This is a genomic window from Campylobacter sp. BCW_6461 (assembly GCF_001762735.1).
GTDB lineage: Bacteria > Campylobacterota > Campylobacteria > Campylobacterales > Campylobacteraceae > Campylobacter_D > Campylobacter_D jejuni.
Genome location: NZ_MJXJ01000010.1, coordinates 156,222 through 173,174, shown reverse-complemented (window position 1 = coordinate 173,174; position 16,953 = coordinate 156,222). Strand labels below are relative to the sequence as shown.

The following is a 16,953-nucleotide window of genomic DNA, read 5'->3' as shown; positions in this document are numbered from 1 at the left end:
TACGCTTTATTTTTTTATTTTAAGTTCTATTTTTGTAGTGTTTTGTTCTTTTGGCAAAGGATTGGTTTGTGCTAGATAAAAGGCTACAAGTACATTTACAAGCATAGCGATAAGTAAAAGAGGAGTGGTCCGTTTTATAATATCCATTGGAGCTACTTTTGCAAATCCAGCTAAAGCTATGATTCCGCCTGCTATTGGTGAAGCTGCGCGACCTAAACAAGATGCAATTTCTACAGGTAAAACTAGAGTAATAGGTGCAATGCCTAATTTCGTAGCTATATCAGGAGCTAGTTTTCCAAAAGCATTAAAAGCAGCAATTCCACTTCCCATAATCACTGTGGCAAAATAAACTAAAAAGCTTAAAATAGCTATACTCAAAAGAATTCCAAACCATGCAAAATTTCCTGTTCCAAGATTTGAAACCGCGTTAGCAAGGATATTAACTCCACCAAGTGCTTTAATGCCTTCAGCAAATACTCCAGCGGCGATGATTATGCTTACGACTGAGATAAAAATTTTAGCCATAGCCTTTTAAAATCACCATCATATCTTCGCCTAATTTTCTAGCATTTCTGTGTCTTGCAAATTCAACAAGAAAAACTAAAGAAATTCTTACAAAATTTGCTTCACAACATCGAGCTTGATAGTAAAAAAATATGCTATAAATAAAAATACAACAGGTAACCAAGGAAAGAGTATGTAAAAAAGTAGGGCATTTAGGATCAATGATTTGCGGAATTTCAACTTCATCATTTAAAACACCTTTTTCTTTATCTCTTTTATCAATCCAAGCAAAATAAAAAGGAATCAAGATGGCAATAACTACAACATAGGCAATCACACTATAAATTTGGTAATTTAAAAAAAGCCCTACGACATTATCACTTTGTCCTACCATATCTGCCATATTGATTGAATTTCCATCTTTTGGATCATAATCAAGTGCAATTAAAGAAAGCGCACATACAGTTGTAATAGGACGGATTTTAAGTGAGATTAAAACAGGATAAATACATGCTAACAAAAGCAATCCAGCATAGCTAGAAATGACGATTTTTAAAGCCATTCCAATAACAAAAGTTCCACTTAAAATTAAGTATTTATTTTTTGATTTTTCCTGAGGGTTTATTTGCTAAAAAAGCAAGTTTTGCCGAAGCATTGATATGTTTCATGTAAGCAGTAAAGCCTGCCACACTCATGATAATAAGCCCTGCTCCAGAAAGCTGACTTTTAAAAGTCGCTGTGATAAAAGATAACTATCAAGTAAAACATTTAAAAGCTTGTATACTCTCTGCTTGGAGCTTTTGGTATAGGTGTTCCTGTGATATAAAAAGCAAAAATAAGCAAGATAATATTTGAAAGAAAAATACAAAAATGGGATCGTATTTTTTTGAGTATATCATAAAAATTAGCATAGGGTCTCTTGAATTTACAATAAATTGGATTTTATCTAAATTTTTAAATAAAAAATATTTTTTATTTAAAAATTACTTGTTTTTTGTATTATAAAATTAACATATATAGTTTGGTTACTGAAAAGTTTATGTTTGTTTAAAAAAATGATTTTTGTATTATAATTATACACAAATCATAAATATTAAAAAGGATCTAGTGTGGCAAGAATTTTGGCATTTGATATAGGAATAAGCTCTATTGGCTGGGCATTTAGTGAAAATGATGAGTTAAAAGATTGTGGAGTTAGGATTTTTACAAAGGCTGAAAATCCCAAAACAGGAGAATCCTTAGCCTTGCCAAGACGCCTTGCAAGAAGTGCTAGAAAACGCCTTGCTAGACGCAAAGCAAGGCTAAATCACTTAAAACATTTAATCGCAAATGAATTTAAGTTAAATTACGAAGATTATCAAAGCTTTGATGAAAGTTTAGCCAAGGCTTATAAAGGATCTTTAATTAGCCCTTATGAGTTAAGATTTAGAGCTTTAAACGAGCTTTTAAGTAAGCAAGATTTTGCAAGAGTGATTTTACATATTGCAAAAAGGCGTGGCTATGATGATATTAAAAATAGTGATGATAAAGAAAAAGGTGCGATTTTAAAAGCTATCAAGCAAAATGAAGAAAAACTAGCAAATTATCAAAGTGTGGGCGAGTATCTTTATAAAGAGTATTTTCAAAAATTCAAAGAAAATTCCAAAGAATTTACAAATGTTAGAAATAAAAAAGAAAGTTATGAACGCTGCATAGCGCAAAGTTTTTTAAAAGATGAATTAAAGCTTATTTTTAAAAAACAAAGAGAATTTGGCTTTTCTTTTTCAAAAAAATTTGAAGAAGAGGTGCTTAGTGTAGCATTTTATAAAAGGGCTTTAAAAGATTTTTCTCATTTGGTGGGAAATTGTAGTTTTTTTACCGATGAAAAAAGAGCGCCAAAAAATTCGCCCTTAGCTTTTATGTTTGTAGCACTTACAAGAATTATCAATCTTTTAAACAATCTTAAAAATACTGAAGGAATTTTATATACAAAAGATGATTTAAACGCCCTTTTGAATGAAGTTTTAAAAAACGGCACTCTAACTTATAAACAAACAAAAAAGCTTTTGGGCTTAAGCGATGATTATGAATTTAAAGGGGAAAAAGGAACTTATTTTATTGAGTTTAAAAAATATAAAGAATTTATAAAAGCCTTAGGTGATCATAGTTTAAGCCAAGATGATTTAAATGAAATAGCAAAAGATATTACCCTTATAAAAGATGAGATTAAGCTTAAAAAGGCTTTAGCAAAATATGATTTAAATCAAAATCAAATTGATAGTTTAAGCAAATTGGAATTTAAAGACCATTTAAATATAAGTTTTAAAGCCTTAAAACTTATCACTCCTTTAATGCTTGAAGGTAAAAAATACGATGAAGCTTGTAATGAGCTTAATTTAAAAGTAGCAATCAATGAAGATAAAAAAGATTTTTTACCCGCATTTAATGAAACTTATTATAAAGATGAGGTAACTAATCCTGTGGTTTTAAGAGCGATTAAAGAATACAGAAAGGTCTTAAATGCTTTACTTAAAAAATACGGCAAAGTGCATAAAATAAACATTGAATTAGCAAGAGAAGTAGGTAAAAATTACAGCCAAAGAGCTAAAATAGAAAAAGAGCAAAATGAAAACTACAAGGCCAAAAAAGACGCCGAACTTGAATGTGAAAAACTAGGCTTAAAAATAAATAGCAAAAATATTTTAAAATTAAGATTATTTAAAGAACAAAAAGAATTTTGTGCTTATAGTGGAGAAAAGATTAAAATTAGTGATTTGCAAGATGAAAAAATGCTTGAAATTGATCACATTTACCCTTATTCTAGAAGTTTTGATGATTCTTATATGAATAAAGTTTTAGTTTTTACCAAGCAAAATCAAGAAAAACTTAATCAAACCCCCTTTGAAGCCTTTGGCAATGATAGTGCAAAATGGCAGAAAATTGAAGTTTTAGCAAAAAATTTACCTACTAAAAAGCAAAAAAGAATTTTAGATAAAAATTACAAAGACAAAGAGCAAAAAGACTTTAAAGATAGAAATCTAAACGATACTCGCTACATCGCAAGGCTTGTTTTAAACTACACTAAAGATTATTTAGATTTTTTACCTTTAAGCGATGATGAAAATACAAAGTTAAACGACACACAAAAAGGCTCAAAAGTGCATGTAGAAGCAAAAAGCGGTATGCTTACATCGGCTTTAAGACACACTTGGGGCTTTAGCGCTAAGGATAGAAATAACCATCTTCATCACGCCATCGATGCAGTAATTATTGCTTATGCAAACAACTCTATCGTAAAGGCTTTTTCAGATTTTAAAAAAGAGCAAGAAAGCAACAGTGCAGAACTTTATGCAAAAAAAATAGTGAATTAGATTATAAAAACAAAAGGAAGTTTTTTGAGCCTTTTAGTGGTTTTAGGCAAAAGGTTTTAGATAAAATTGATGAAATTTTTGTCTCAAAACCTGAGAGAAAAAAGCCAAGCGGAGCTTTACATGAAGAAACATTTAGAAAAGAAGAAGAATTCTATCAATCATACGGCGGAAAAGAAGGAGTTTTAAAAGCCCTAGAGCTTGGTAAAATCCGCAAAGTAAATGGTAAAATAGTTAAAAATGGCGATATGTTTAGAGTGGATATTTTTAAACACAAAAAGACAAATAAATTTTATGCTGTGCCAATTTATACTATGGATTTTGCTTTAAAAGTATTACCAAATAAAGCTGTAGCACGAAGTAAAAAAGGTGAGATAAAAGACTGGATTTTAATGGATGAAAATTATGAGTTTTGCTTTTCTTTATACAAAGATAGTTTGATTTTAATTCAAACTAAAGATATGCAAGAGCCAGAATTTGTTTATTATAATGCTTTTACAAGCTCTACTGTTAGTTTGATTGTTTCAAAACACGATAATAAATTTGAAACGCTAAGCAAAAATCAAAAAATATTGTTTAAAAATGCAAATGAAAAAGAAGTAATCGCAAAAAGCATAGGAATTCAAAATCTAAAAGTATTTGAAAAATACATAGTTTCAGCACTTGGGGAAGTTACAAAGGCTGAGTTTAGACAAAGAGAAGATTTTAAAAAATGAGTTACGATGAAGCTTTTAAAACACTGCTTATTAGCTCTAATGCCAAGCTAAATTTAGAGCTAAATCATCTTGTGATTAAGCAAGATGAAAATATAGCCAAATTGTTTTTAAAAGATATAAATATCATCGTTTTAGAAAGCTTACAAGTAAGCATTAGTTCCGCACTTTTTAACGCTTTTGCAAGGCATAAAATCATCTTGCTAACCTGCGATGAAACTCATAGTATAAATGGTGTTTTTACTCCTTTTTTAGGGCATTTTCAAAGTGCAAAAATCGCAAAAGAGCAAATGAATGTAAGTGCTCAAAAAAAGGCTATTTTATGGCAAAAAATCATTAAAAATAAAATCCTAAATCAAGCCTTTATCTTAAAAAAATACAATAAAATAGAGCAAAGCAATGAGCTTATAAATTTGGCTAAAAAAGTAAGCTTAAATGATAGTAAAAATATTGAAGCTGTTGCGGCGGCGCTTTATTTTAAAACTTTGTTTGGGACTTCTTTTTCAAGAGATGAGCTTTGCTTTGAAAATTCTGCTTTAAATTATGGCTATGCAATCATTAGGGCTTGTATTATTAGAGCAGTTTGTATAAGTGGGCTTTTGCCTTGGCTTGGCATTAAGCACGATAATATTTATAATTCTTTTGCGCTTTGTGATGATTTGATAGAAGTGTTTAGGGCTAGTGTTGATGATTGTGTTTTAAAGCTTAAGGGTGAAAGTGAGTTTTTAAGCAAAGATGACAAAAGAGCGTTGATTGGCAATTTACAAAGCAAAATCAATTTTGATGGGCAAAATTATCCTTTAAACAGAGCGATAAATCATTATGTGGCAAATTTTAAAAATGCTTTATTGTATGAAGATGAACTAAAGATAGTGAAATTTGATGATTGAAGATAAATTTATGCGCGTGCTTTTGATGTTTGATGTACCTACTAAAAGTAAAAAAGAGCAAAAACTAGCAAGTAAATTTAGAAACAATCTTATAAAATTAGGTTATTTTATGCTGCAATTTAGCGTTTATATGCGTATTTGCAAGGGTTTAAGTTCTGCAAAAAGTTCTATTGAAAATGTAAAAAAGATTTTGCCACCTTATGGAAATGTAAGGGCTTTAATCATCACTGAAAAGCAATTTGATAAAATGGAGCTTTTGCTTGGTGGCATAGTTTTTAATGAAAAAGTTAATAACGAAACCAATTTAACACTTTTTGATATAGATAGTCATGGAGAATTTAAATACAAAAATTCAAATAATGAAGAAATACAACTAAACAAAAAACAAGAAAAATATCATCAGCAAAATTTATTTGAATTTTAAAAGCGGTTTTAGGGGATTGTAACCCCGCAGAGTCCCGCAAACTCTTTATTTTAGTCCCTTTTTAAATTTCTTATGAGATTATAGCATAATTTTTGCTATTTTTCATGAAAAAACCCCGAAATTTTCATTATCTGGTAAATATCTATTTTACCATAAAGAAATTTAAAAAGGGACTAAAACAGCTACTAATGAAAATGAAACAATTTTAGAATTTTACCATAAAGAAATTTAAAAAGGGACTAAAATAAACCCTAGTGGATTGAAACTCCGCTAGGGCTAATTACTCCACTAAAAGGAGGTTGCGAATTTGAAACTTATTGAAATTTAGGGTTGATTAAAATCGAAATAAAATTATTTAAATAATTTTAAGGCATAAAGATAATATCCACTAAACTTTCATTTTCTAAAATTTCACATTCTTTTGGCGCCACCATAAGGGCAGCTTTATTGTTAAGATTGTTTATAATCGCACTAGAGCCTTCTTTTTTGCCTTCAAGATTGGCTAAAATGCGTCCATTTTCAAACTTTATGTTACAAGCGACAAATTCCAAATAAGGTGTTTTTTTCTTGTAACTTCCTTGTAAAAAGGCTTTGCAAATATAGTCTTTAGGCTGAAGTAACCAAGAGTTTAAAATCTCTCTTGCGTAAAGATTAAACATTACCATAGCCGAGTAAGGAAAACCTGGTAAGGCGATGATGAATTTTTCATTAGCCTTAGCTATTTTGATATGTCTACCTGGTTTTATGTCGGCTTTATCGATGATGATTTCGTATTCTTTGATGGCTTTTTTTAAAAAGTCAAAATCTCCCATAGAAACCCCGCCCGTTGTAACCAAAATATCACAACTTTGCAAAGCACTTTCAAGGGTGGAAAAAGTGGCTTTCTCATCATCTTTTAAAAGAGGAAAAACCCTTGTATCGCAATTTAAATTTTTAGCTAAATTAGCTATGGCGATATGATTTGAAGAGCGGATTTGAGCAGGATTTTCCAAGGCTTCTCCTAGATCTTTGATCTCACTTCCACTACTTAAAACCCCTACAATAGGCTTTATAAACACACTAATGTGAAAAAATCCAAGTTCAGCTAAAAGAGCTATCTCGCTATAATTTAACTTTGTGCCTTTTTTGAGTAAAATTTCATCTTTTTTATAGTTTTCTCCTACCGCACGCACGGCAAAAGCTTGGGGAACTTTTTTTTCTATAAAAAGAGTATCATTTTCTATGCGTATATTTTCAACAGGGACTAAAGTATCGCTTCCTTCGCTCATGAGTGAGCCTGTAAAGGTTTTTACACAAGTGCCATTTTGTACGCTAAATTGTGGCATAGTGCCCGCAGGTGTGAGGCCTAAAATTTTTAAAGGCTTGTCTTGATCTTCAAATTTGATCGCATAACCATCCATAGCCGAGGTTGGAAATTCAGGCTGATTTTTAGGGGCTTTTATGTCTTGAGCTAAAATGCGTCCTAAACACTCTGTAAGAGCTATTTTTTCAATCTTTTCATAGGTTTTGATATGAGAGTGTAAAATTTTTAAACTTTCTTCATAAGACATTAGCATCTTTATTCCTTCATACTGATATAAATTTGAGTCTTGTTTGTTGTATAAAATTCAAAATCTGTGTCAAATTTTCTTTGGAGACTTGAATTTTTAAAAAATTCATTGATATTTTGCCAAAGTTTTGGGGCAATGATTTCAGGTTTTCCAGAGTCTTCAAAAAGCATGTATTTGCCACCTTTTATACAAATTTTTTCGCCTTTTTCGTGAGGATTTTTCATACCCACACAAATTTTATACTCTAACTTGTGAGTGTTTTTATAATCATAATACACGCTATAAATTTCATCGGGCGCACCAAAGATGCTATGAAATTTTTTCCACAAAGGAAAAATTAAAGAGCTGTTTAAATCGCTCTCAAGTTCCTCATCAGTTTTAACGCTTACTCCATAAATACTAAATTCTTCTATTTCTTGTATCATTTTAAAAGTCCTGCACCGCAAAGTTTGGTTGATCTTTCTTTGGCATAAATTCTTTCTTTGTTTATCACATCATACTTCCAAATGGGTGCACTTGCTTTAAAATCTTCAACAAATTCATTAAGAAGTTTAAGTCCTAATTTTCTTTGTTTGCTTAAAATTCCTGCAAAATACGAGCTTTCATGAACCGCCACATCGCCTATAGAGTGAGCAAAAAGCAAGCTAATACCATCAAAATCTACTCTTTTTTGCCACTCATCAAACCATTTTTTTAAAAGCGGTTCATAAATATCAAAACTAAGTGCCTCAATACCTCCTTCTTCACGCACAATACCACAAAAAGTCAGTAAAGCACCGCAGTTTTTATCCTTGGAAAATTCATACCATTGGCTATAAATTTTAGGAATATCTAAAGAGCCTTGATAAAGTGTAAAATGTTTCATTTAGCCTCCACAAACTGGCGGTAAAAGTGCTATTTTATCACCATCTTTTAACTTGGTGTTTTCATCAAAAATGATTTCATCATTTAAAGATACAGCACAAAGTTCTAGCCATTCTTTTAAACTCTCATCTTTTTGCAAAATTTCTTTTAATTCTTTTAAATTTTTTACTTCAAGTTCTAAATTTTCTTTATTTATAGGGCCTAAAAATTCCACTTTTACCATTTTATTCCTTTACTTCTAAATTTCCCATCATTCCTAAATCTTCATGTTCTAAAATATGGCAATGATACATTCTAAGTCCTTTAAAATCTTGTTTCATTCTAAGTCTTAACTCTTCATTAGGACGCACATTTATAGTATCTCTGAAGGCTCTAAATTCGGCTTTTTGAACTTTGCCATTGAGTTTTGATGAGATGAGTTCAAATTGCGTGCCGTGTATGTGGAAAGGATGATCCATGTGAGATTTATTTATCACTATCCAGTCTTCAACTACTCCAAGCTTGGAGCTTAAATCAATGCGTTTTAAATCATAGCTTTTGCCATTGATTAAAAACATAGACGCAAGAGCGATTTTTAATTCATTTTCACTTTTTCCCATCATTCCATGCATTTGCATATGATCTTCACTCATGATTATTTCTTTAAATTCCTTAGGTTCTTCTAAAGGTTTGAAAATTTTTAAATTTTTTGGAAGTTCTAATTTTTCTTTTTTTAGGCTAATACTAGCTAAAAATAGGGTATTAGGTTCTTCTTCTACCATCATTTTATCCCTATCATAATAAGCACTTTCTAGTCTAAATTCCCCATCTTTTGGAGCGTCGATTAAAACTTCTACACGAGAAGCAGGACTTAAGAAAAGTTCTTCTTTATAAATAGCTTTTTCTATAAGTCCACCATCAGTACCAACAAGTATAAACTTAGCTCCTTGTATGCGTAAATTTAAATATCTTGCTGCAGTAGCATTATAAATGCGTATGCGTTCGTTTGTGGCGAGTTTGATTTTAGGTTTGAATTGTCCATTGATGAGTACAAATTCTCCTTCTCTACCATTAAGCCAATCATTTAGGTTGTTGTTTGGAATTTGAGCGTTTTCATCAAGACGCAAATCGCTAATCATCAAATCTTTTTCTTTTAAATGACTTAAAGCATCTTTTTTTGCTTTGATCACAAAAGCCCCTGCTAAACCCATAAAAACTTGTTTAGAAGCCGTATAATGAGGATGTGGATGATACCAGTAAGTTCCTGCGCTATCTTGAGGAATTTCAAAACGATATATTCTTTCTTCTCCTGCTAAGATAGGATCATGTGGGCTTCCATCTTGATCAGGTGGCACAGGAACGCCATGCCAATGTATAGTTGTAGCTTCTTTGAGTTTGTTTTTGACTAAAATTTCAAGTTTATCTCCTTCAAAAACTTCTATTTTTGGAGCAGGCACGAGGCCATTGTAAGTATAAAATAAGGTTTTTTTACCTTTGATAAGCTCTATATGATTTTCTTTGATTTCTAGGGTAGCACGAAAAATATTTTTTTCTTTACTTTCATTTTTGAGTAAAGGCAAGGCTTTTAAAATTTCTCCTTGGGGGAATTGTTTTGGATCTAAAAGCTTTAAATTTTTTGGAGCAAAGTTTATAAAAGAAGTATCTAAGTCATGATTTATAGAATGATTTTTATGCATGGAGTGCATATCGTGCATAGGATTTGCATAGGCTACACCCATACTTGCTAGAGTAAGTGCATTAAATTTTAAAAAATTTCTTCTATTCATTAGTTTTTCCTTTTGCTTGATTTTTTATATTATAGTCATTATTTTTTTAGTTTTAGTAAATATTTATTTTGAAAATTTGGTTTAATTTTGTTATGATTTTAGCAATTTAATCAAGGAAAAATAATGTTTTATGAAAAAATTCAAACTCCAGCTTATATTTTAGAAGAAGATAAATTAAGAAAAAATTGTGAGCTTTTAGCAAGTGTTGGTGAAAAAAGTGGTGCTAAAGTGCTTTTAGCTTTAAAAGGTTTTGCTTTTTCAGGAGCTATGAAAATTGTCGGAGAATACCTAAAAGGTTGCACTTGTAGCGGACTTTGGGAAGCAAAATTTGCTAAAGAATACATGGATAAAGAAATTCATACTTATTCGCCTGCTTTTAAAGAAGATGAAATAGGTGAAATAGCCAGTTTATCTCATCATATAGTGTTTAACTCTTTAGCTCAATTTCATAAATTTCAAGCTAAAACACAAAAAAATTCCTTAGGTCTTCGTTGTAATGTTGAATTTTCTCTAGCCCCAAAAGAACTTTACAATCCTTGTGGAAGATACTCAAGACTTGGAATTCGTGCTAAAGATTTTGAAAATGTGGATTTAAATGCTATAGAAGGACTTCATTTTCACGCACTTTGCGAAGAAAGTGCTGATGCTTTAGAGGCTGTTTTAAAGGCTTTTGAGGAGAAATTTGGTAAATGGATAGGGCAAATGAAATGGGTGAATTTTGGAGGAGGACATCACATCACCAAAAAAGGCTATGATGTTGAAAAACTTATTGCTTTGTGTAAAAATTTCAGCGATAAATATGGTGTACAAGTTTATCTTGAACCAGGTGAAGCAGTGGGTTGGCAAACAGGAAATTTGGTTGCTAGTGTAGTAGATATCATAGAAAATGAAAAACAAATTGCTATTTTAGATACTTCAAGCGAAGCACATATGCCAGATACTATCATCATGCCTTATACAAGTGAAGTTTTAAATGCTAGAATTTTAGCCACGAGAGAAAATGAAAAAATTTCAGACTTAAAAGAAAACGAATTTTCCTATTTACTAACCGGAAATACTTGTTTAGCAGGTGATGTAATGGGAGAATATGCCTTTGATAAAAAGCTTAAAATCGGCGATAAAATTGTTTTTTTAGATCAAATTCATTACACCATTGTGAAAAACACAACTTTTAATGGTATAAGACTTCCAAATCTCATGCTTTTAAATGCAAAAAATGAACTTCAAATGATAAGAGAATTTTCTTATAAGGATTATTCTTTAAGAAATTAGTATTATTTATAATTTGCATAAAATGTTAATTTTATTTGGAAGAGAATCAAAGATATAAATTTTATGCAAAGTATTTTATTTTTTCAAATATAAAATCAACTCAAATATCTAATTTTCAATACTTTGGTATGATTTTTTTAAGATTTTAAATCCTTGTGGAATTTTATTGAAATTCAGTGATTTTTAAATCAAATAGTATTAAGATAAATCGATTTAAAAATCGGCTTTAAAATGAATATTAGGTATATTTTGCATAATATTCATTCAAGCAAAATTTAAAGCTATTTTTGAAAATTTTGAATGCATGGGGGCTTTAATGGATTTGGAAAAATTAAGATTAGCTAGAAGTCTTTATTATCAATGTCTAGGAGAGCTTTTTGTTTTTTCATTTTCTGAAGAAAGATTGTCAAAATTACAAGAGTATTTAAAGACAATGCAAGAATGTTTATTTGATGAAAATTTAAAATCAAATTTTGATATCTTGCTTAAGCATTTAGATGATGAAAATTCTATACAAGCATTTTTTAAAGAATATGATTTGCTTTTTTTAAGTCTTAAAAATAGCATTCCAACGACTTTTTCTTACATAGAAGAAGGTTTTGAAAATTCAAATCCTTTACTTTGCGTGCGTCAAATTTTAGTCAAAAGTAAAATAAGACGCAATGAAAAATTTTTTAAAGAAAGTGAAGATAGTGTTGGATTTTGTTTATTGTTGATGAGTGAATTTTTAAGGCAAAATGAAGATGATTTAGCCAAAGAGCTTTTTGAAAAAGTGATCAATAAAAGCATTGATGAGTTTTTAGGCGATGTTTTCATGAATAAAAATGCGAATTTATATAAGGAAATTGCAAGTATTGCATCGGCTTTTATGGAATTTGAAAGACTTTGCTTTGAAGTGGAAAAACCTGCAAAAATAAATTCTAAAAAAGTGCAAAACGATCTATCGCGTTCAGAATTTTTAAGAAGAGAAGCAAATAAACAAAGGAGGACTCGTGAAAAATCGCAGGGAATTTCTTAAAAAATCTGCTTTTGCCTTAGGGGCTGCTGGAGTGCTTGGTAGCACGACTTTAGCTCTAGCTAAAGATGAAGAAAGAAAAGATTTGGTTAAAGGTAAAAGTAAGAAAAAAGAAGTGCTTTTTCAAAGAAGTGCTAATTGGGAAAAATATTATATAAAGGCTGAGTAATGTCAAGTGTAGGTGAAAATATCAAGCTTACGCGTCGTTCTTTTCTTAAAATGGCAGCACTTTCAAGCCTAGCAACACCGTTGCTTGCTAGAAGTGAAACTTTAAGAGAAGCGAGTGCTGATGAGCTTAAAGAAGCGTATGAAGGTAGTAAAAAAGTAAAAACAGTTTGTACAGCCTGTTCTGTAGGCTGTGGGATTATTGCAGAAGTGCAAAAAGGTGTTTGGGTGCGTCAAGAAATTGCTCAAGATCATCCTGTGAGTTCAGGTGGACATTGCTGCAAGGGATCTGATATGATCGATATGGTGCGTTCACATGTGCGTTTAAAATATCCTATGAAAAAAGAAAATGGAGAATGGAAACGCATAAGTTATGAGCAAGCTTTAAGTGAGATCGGAGAAAAACTAGCTGCTTATCGTAAAGAAAATCCTGAAAGTGTTATGTTTTTAGGTTCTGCAAAACTTAATAATGAACAAGCTTATTATATAAGAAAATTTGCAGCATTTTTTGGAACGAACAATGTAGATCATCAAGCTAGAATTTGACACAGCGCAACAGTCGCCGGTGTGGCGAATACATTTGGTTATGGCGCTATGACAAACCATCTTGGAGACATTCAAAGAAGTAAATGTATCATTATCATTGGGGCAAATCCAGCGGTAAATCATCCTGTGGGTTTTAGACATTTCTTAAAAGCAAAAGAAAAAGGTGCAAAGCTTATCGTTGTAGATCCTAGATTTACAAAAAGTGCGGCAAAAGCGGATATTTATGCAAGAATTCGTCCAGGAACCGACATTGCTTTCATGTATGGAATGCTAAAAATCATCTTTGATGAAGGCTTAGAAGATACAAAATATCTTGATGAAAGAGTTTTTGGAATCGATAAAATTCGCGAAGAAGCAGCAAAATGGACAGCCGAAGAAGTAGAAAATGTTACAGGGATCTCTAAAGAACTTTTGGTGCAAATCACTCACGAAGTAGCTAAAAACAAACCAACTACGCTTATTTGGGCTATGGGTTTAACTCAACACACTGTAGGAACTTCAAATACACGTTTAGCACCTATTGTGCAAATGGTGCTTGGAAATATAGGTAAATTTGGTGGTGGAGTTAATATCTTACGCGGACACGATAATGTTCAAGGTGCTTCAGATATGGCTTGTTTGAGCGAAAATTTACCAGGTTATTATCCTTTAAATGAAGCGACTTGGAGATACTATGCCAAAATTTGGGGTGTGGATTATGAGTGGCTTTTAGGAAATTTTGTAAGCAAAGATTGGATGCATAAAACTGGGCTTTCACTTGCTAGATGGTGGGCAGCGGCTTTAAATGGAAAAGATGGAAATGATGCTATCGATAATGCAGGAACGCCTTTAAAAGCTTTAGTAGTTATGGGAAATGGTATTACTTCGACTGCACAACAAGTAAAAGTTAAAGAAGGTTTGGAAGCTTTAGAGCTTTTAGTTTTAGCCGATCCTTTTGTAAATGAAGCAGGGATTATTGCAGAAAGAAAAGATGGAATTTATCTTTTACCTGCAGCAACACAGTTTGAAACAAGCGGAAGTGTAACAGCAACAAATCGTAGCGGACAATGGAGATTTAAAGTTGTAGATCCACTTTATGAAAGCATGGAAGATCAAGAAATTTTATTTGAGCTTGCTAAAAAATTAGGTTTTTATGAAGACTTTACCAAGACTTTACGCGATGAAAAAGGTGAGATTGTTTGGCCTGAAAATGCAACAAGAGAAATTGCAAAAGCAGTTAGAAGTATAGGGCTTAATGGTTGGAGTCCTGAAAGGCTTAAAAAGCATACTTTATACTGGGATAAATTTGATGAGGTAACTTTAGAAGGAAAAGACGAAGTTGCTGGCGAGTATTACGGGCTTCCTTGGCCTTGTTGGAGTGATAAGCACCCAGGTTCTCCTGTGCTTTATAATACCGACATTGAAGTAGCAAAAGGTGGTATGGGCTTTAGAAACAATTTTGGACTTGAATATGAAGGAGAGAGTTTACTTGCTAAAAATGCACCTTTAAATTCACCTATTGATACAGGTTATCCACAAATTACTAAAGATAATATAGAAAAAGTTTTAGGTATTACTTTAAGTGCTCAAGAAAAAGAAAAAATGGGATCAACTTGGTCTTATGATGATAGCAATATCATAGCAACTAAATGTATAGAAAAAGGCATAGTTCCTTATGGAAATGCTAAAGCTAGAGCTGTAGTTTGGACTTTTAAAGATAAAATTCCACTCCACCGTGAGCCTTTACATTCTCCAAGAAACGATTTGGTGCAAAAATATCCAAGTTTTGAAGATCAAAAAGCGCTTTACCGCGTGGATACTAAATTTGTTTCTGTGCAACAAGCTAAGGATTATTCTAAAGAATTCCCGCTTAATCTTGTTACTGCAAGACTTGTGAATTTAAATGGTGCAGGTATGGAAAATAGAGCATCTATGTATCTAACGCGTTTAACACCTGAAATGTTTTGTGAGATCAATCCTGAATTAGCAAAAGAGCAAGACATTAAAGCAGGAGATATGATTTGGGTGCATTCTCCAGAAGGTACTAAAATTCATGTAAGAGTGAAGGTTAATCCAGGTGTAGCAAAAGATATGATTTTCTTGCCTTTCCATTTTACAGGAGTTATGCAAGGCGTGGATTTAACGCACAATTTCCCAGAAGGAACTAAGCCTTATGCAAGCGGAGAAAGTGCTAATACGGTAACAAATTATGGTTATGATATCATGTGTCAGATTCCAGAGACTAAAGGTGGACTTTGTAGAATCAGTAAGGATGGAAAATGAGTAAGGTAAATTTTGCAAATTTAGAAAAAGAACGCTTGAAATTCTTTTGTGATAATGAGCGTTGTATTGATTGTAATGGTTGCGCGGTAGCTTGTGATGAAGCACATGAGCTTCCTATTCATATTCGCCGCCGCCGTGTGATTACTTTAAATGAAGGAATTCGAGGAAAAGAAGTTTCAACTTCTATTTCTTGTATGCATTGTGATGATGCTCCTTGTTCTATCGTTTGTCCTGTGGATTGTTTTTACATCCGTGCTGATGGTATTGTTTTACACGATAAAGAAATTTGCATAGGTTGTGGATATTGTCTTTATGCTTGTCCTTTTGGTGCACCACAATTTCCAAAAGATAGTGTTTTTGGAAATAAAGGCATTATGGATAAATGTACTATGTGTGCAGGTGGCCCTGAAGCAACGAATTCAGAAAAAGAAAGAGAACTTTATGGTCAAAATCGTATCGCAGAAGGAAAAGTCCCTGTATGTGCTGCGATGTGTTCAACAAAAGCACTTTTAGTAGGTGAAAGTTCTAAAATAGAAGAGATTTATCATAATAGACTTATGAATAGAAATTATGGCATTCCAAATCCTTCGGAAAGTTTGGAATGGAAGATTGCTTACACAGGAAAGGAACGCTTATGAGAAAAGTATTTGTAACGCTTTTATTAAGCGTAGTGAGTTTATTTGCTTATGGTAGCGAGAGAATGGGACAAGATACTCAAATTTGGGATTTTCATCGTATTACAAATATCCCAAATTATGATACTTTTGGCAAACTTTGGACAACTTTGCAAGGTGAATATATAGCTACTATAGCTTTAATCGCTGTTATTGCGGTATTATCTGCATTTGCTTTGCATTATATGGTTATAGGACCTAAGCAATTTTCACACGATGGAAAGAAAATTTATGCTTTTACATTATTTGAAAGACTTTTTCATTTTATCGCGGCAATTTCTTGGGTGATTTTAGTGCCAACTGGTTTTGTGATGATGTTTGGGGCGACTTTTGGAGGCGGACTTTTTGTAAGGGTTTGTAAAAATTTACATGCTTTTGCAACGGTTTTATTTATCATCTCTATAATCCCTATGTTTTTATGGTGGATTAAAAGAATGCTTCCTGCAAGTTATGATATCAGATGGATGATGATAGTAGGTGGTTATTTAAGCAAAGTAAAACGTCCTGTACCTGCAGGTAAGTTTAATTTTGGTCAAAAATCTTGGTATTATATAGCTGTATTTGGTGGATTTTTGATGATAATTACAGGTGGATTTATGTATTTTCTTGATTTTAATTCCACGGCAATTCAAGGTCTTTTTGGTTTAACTCAAATTGAACTTTTAAGAATTTCAGCTATAGTGCATAATTTCTTGGGTATAGTGTGTGCAGTGTTTTTTGGTGTGCATATTTATATGGCAGTATTTGCAATCAAAGGCAGTATCCATTCTATGATTAGTGGTTATAAAGAAGAAGAAGAGGTTTATATTTTACATTCTTATTGGTATAAAGAATTAAGCAATAAAAAGCAAATTGAACCTAGTTTTTCTTATGATCCTAATGTAAAAATTTAATCTTTAACCGCTATGTTATTGCATAGCGGTAGTTTTAAGCTTTTTTGAAATAAATAGAACGAATTTTA

At 31.8% G+C, this 16,953-nt stretch carries 13 protein-coding genes and 2 pseudogenes; 9 read left to right on the top strand and 6 right to left on the bottom strand.

Features of this window, described 5'->3' with window-relative positions:
- Positions 1-6: 6 nt before the first annotated feature.
- A pseudogene (gene dcuC, locus AJ882_RS09180) lies at positions 7-1,440 on the bottom strand (C4-dicarboxylate transporter DcuC).
- 173 nt (positions 1,441-1,613) lie between these two features.
- Here dcuC and cas9 point away from each other — a divergent pair.
- From cas9 to cas2, 3 genes and pseudogenes are all read left to right on the top strand, one after another.
- Positions 1,614-4,567: pseudogene (gene cas9, locus AJ882_RS02075) on the top strand (type II CRISPR RNA-guided endonuclease Cas9).
- Positions 4,564-5,454: a type II CRISPR-associated endonuclease Cas1 gene (gene cas1, locus AJ882_RS02070; RefSeq protein ID WP_002799307.1), complete on the top strand. Its 891-nt coding sequence runs from the start codon at positions 4,564-4,566 to the stop codon at positions 5,452-5,454. Before cas9 ends, cas1 begins: the two are co-directional and overlap by 4 nt.
- Entirely contained in the window at positions 5,447-5,878 is a 432-nt protein-coding gene (cas2, locus tag AJ882_RS02065; RefSeq protein ID WP_002780988.1) for a CRISPR-associated endonuclease Cas2, read from the top strand. The genes cas1 and cas2 overlap by 8 nt, the downstream gene beginning before the upstream one ends.
- Positions 5,879-6,243: 365 nt before the next feature.
- On the opposite strand, the gene AJ882_RS02060 is transcribed toward cas2, so the two are convergent.
- From AJ882_RS02060 to cueO, 5 genes are read right to left on the bottom strand one after another with little or no spacing between them, the layout of a single operon-like run.
- Positions 6,244-7,434 (bottom strand): molybdopterin molybdotransferase MoeA, encoded by a 1,191-nt coding sequence (locus AJ882_RS02060; RefSeq protein ID WP_002912466.1) that lies wholly within the window; start codon positions 7,432-7,434, stop codon positions 6,244-6,246.
- 2 nt (positions 7,435-7,436) lie between these two features.
- Positions 7,437-7,853: a GyrI-like domain-containing protein gene (locus tag AJ882_RS02055; protein ID WP_002869804.1), complete on the bottom strand. Its 417-nt coding sequence runs from the start codon at positions 7,851-7,853 to the stop codon at positions 7,437-7,439.
- Positions 7,850-8,293, bottom strand: coding sequence for a molybdopterin synthase catalytic subunit (locus tag AJ882_RS02050; RefSeq protein ID WP_002867223.1), 444 nt, complete (start codon positions 8,291-8,293; stop codon positions 7,850-7,852). The genes AJ882_RS02055 and AJ882_RS02050 overlap by 4 nt, the downstream gene beginning before the upstream one ends.
- Positions 8,294-8,515: a MoaD/ThiS family protein gene (locus tag AJ882_RS02045; protein WP_002779488.1), complete on the bottom strand. Its 222-nt coding sequence runs from the start codon at positions 8,513-8,515 to the stop codon at positions 8,294-8,296.
- A 1-nt stretch (position 8,516) separates the two neighbouring features.
- Positions 8,517-10,058 carry a multicopper oxidase CueO gene (gene cueO, locus AJ882_RS02040; RefSeq protein WP_002869803.1) on the bottom strand — a complete coding sequence of 514 codons (1,542 nt, stop codon included), beginning with the start codon at positions 10,056-10,058 and terminating at the stop codon, positions 8,517-8,519.
- Between the two features lie 123 nt (positions 10,059-10,181).
- Here cueO and nspC point away from each other — a divergent pair, with 123 nt between their 5' ends.
- From nspC to AJ882_RS02005, 6 genes are all read left to right on the top strand, one after another.
- A complete protein-coding gene (gene nspC / locus AJ882_RS02035) occupies positions 10,182-11,330 on the top strand; it encodes a carboxynorspermidine decarboxylase (RefSeq protein ID WP_002867225.1) in 1,149 nt (382 codons plus the stop codon).
- A gap of 304 nt (positions 11,331-11,634) precedes the next feature.
- Complete coding sequence (locus AJ882_RS02030; protein ID WP_002851502.1) at positions 11,635-12,348, top strand: molecular chaperone; 714 nt, start codon at positions 11,635-11,637, stop codon at positions 12,346-12,348.
- On the top strand, positions 12,323-12,514 hold the full coding sequence (locus AJ882_RS02025) for a twin-arginine translocation signal domain-containing protein (RefSeq protein WP_002803269.1): 192 nt from the start codon (positions 12,323-12,325) through the stop codon (positions 12,512-12,514). The genes AJ882_RS02030 and AJ882_RS02025 overlap by 26 nt, the downstream gene beginning before the upstream one ends.
- On the top strand, positions 12,514-15,318 hold the full coding sequence (locus AJ882_RS02015; RefSeq protein WP_011049993.1) for a formate dehydrogenase subunit alpha: 2,805 nt from the start codon (positions 12,514-12,516) through the stop codon (positions 15,316-15,318). Before AJ882_RS02025 ends, AJ882_RS02015 begins: the two co-directional genes overlap by 1 nt.
- Complete coding sequence (gene fdh3B, locus AJ882_RS02010; protein WP_002867228.1) at positions 15,315-15,956, top strand: formate dehydrogenase FDH3 subunit beta; 642 nt, start codon at positions 15,315-15,317, stop codon at positions 15,954-15,956. Before AJ882_RS02015 ends, fdh3B begins: the two co-directional genes overlap by 4 nt.
- A complete protein-coding gene (locus AJ882_RS02005; protein WP_002867229.1) occupies positions 15,953-16,885 on the top strand; it encodes a formate dehydrogenase subunit gamma in 933 nt (310 codons plus the stop codon). Before fdh3B ends, AJ882_RS02005 begins: the two co-directional genes overlap by 4 nt.
- Positions 16,886-16,953 lie beyond the last annotated feature (68 nt).

What these genes read in the sequence shown, in the direction of transcription:
- AJ882_RS02060 (WP_002912466.1), bottom strand. Translation starts at nt 7,434, where the DNA reads ATGCTAATGTCTTATGAAGAAAGTTTAAAAATTTTACACTCTCATATC.
- AJ882_RS02005 (WP_002867229.1), top strand. Translation starts at nt 15,953, where the DNA reads ATGAGAAAAGTATTTGTAACGCTTTTATTAAGCGTAGTGAGTTTATTT.
- cas2 (WP_002780988.1), top strand. Translation starts at nt 5,447, where the DNA reads ATGATTGAAGATAAATTTATGCGCGTGCTTTTGATGTTTGATGTACCT.
- cas1 (WP_002799307.1), top strand. Translation starts at nt 4,564, where the DNA reads ATGAGTTACGATGAAGCTTTTAAAACACTGCTTATTAGCTCTAATGCC.
- AJ882_RS02030 (WP_002851502.1), top strand. Translation starts at nt 11,635, where the DNA reads ATGGGGGCTTTAATGGATTTGGAAAAATTAAGATTAGCTAGAAGTCTT.
- fdh3B (WP_002867228.1), top strand. Translation starts at nt 15,315, where the DNA reads ATGAGTAAGGTAAATTTTGCAAATTTAGAAAAAGAACGCTTGAAATTC.
- nspC (WP_002867225.1), top strand. Translation starts at nt 10,182, where the DNA reads ATGTTTTATGAAAAAATTCAAACTCCAGCTTATATTTTAGAAGAAGAT.
- AJ882_RS02050 (WP_002867223.1), bottom strand. Translation starts at nt 8,293, where the DNA reads ATGAAACATTTTACACTTTATCAAGGCTCTTTAGATATTCCTAAAATT.
- AJ882_RS02055 (WP_002869804.1), bottom strand. Translation starts at nt 7,853, where the DNA reads ATGATACAAGAAATAGAAGAATTTAGTATTTATGGAGTAAGCGTTAAA.
- AJ882_RS02045 (WP_002779488.1), bottom strand. Translation starts at nt 8,515, where the DNA reads ATGGTAAAAGTGGAATTTTTAGGCCCTATAAATAAAGAAAATTTAGAA.
- cueO (WP_002869803.1), bottom strand. Translation starts at nt 10,058, where the DNA reads ATGAATAGAAGAAATTTTTTAAAATTTAATGCACTTACTCTAGCAAGT.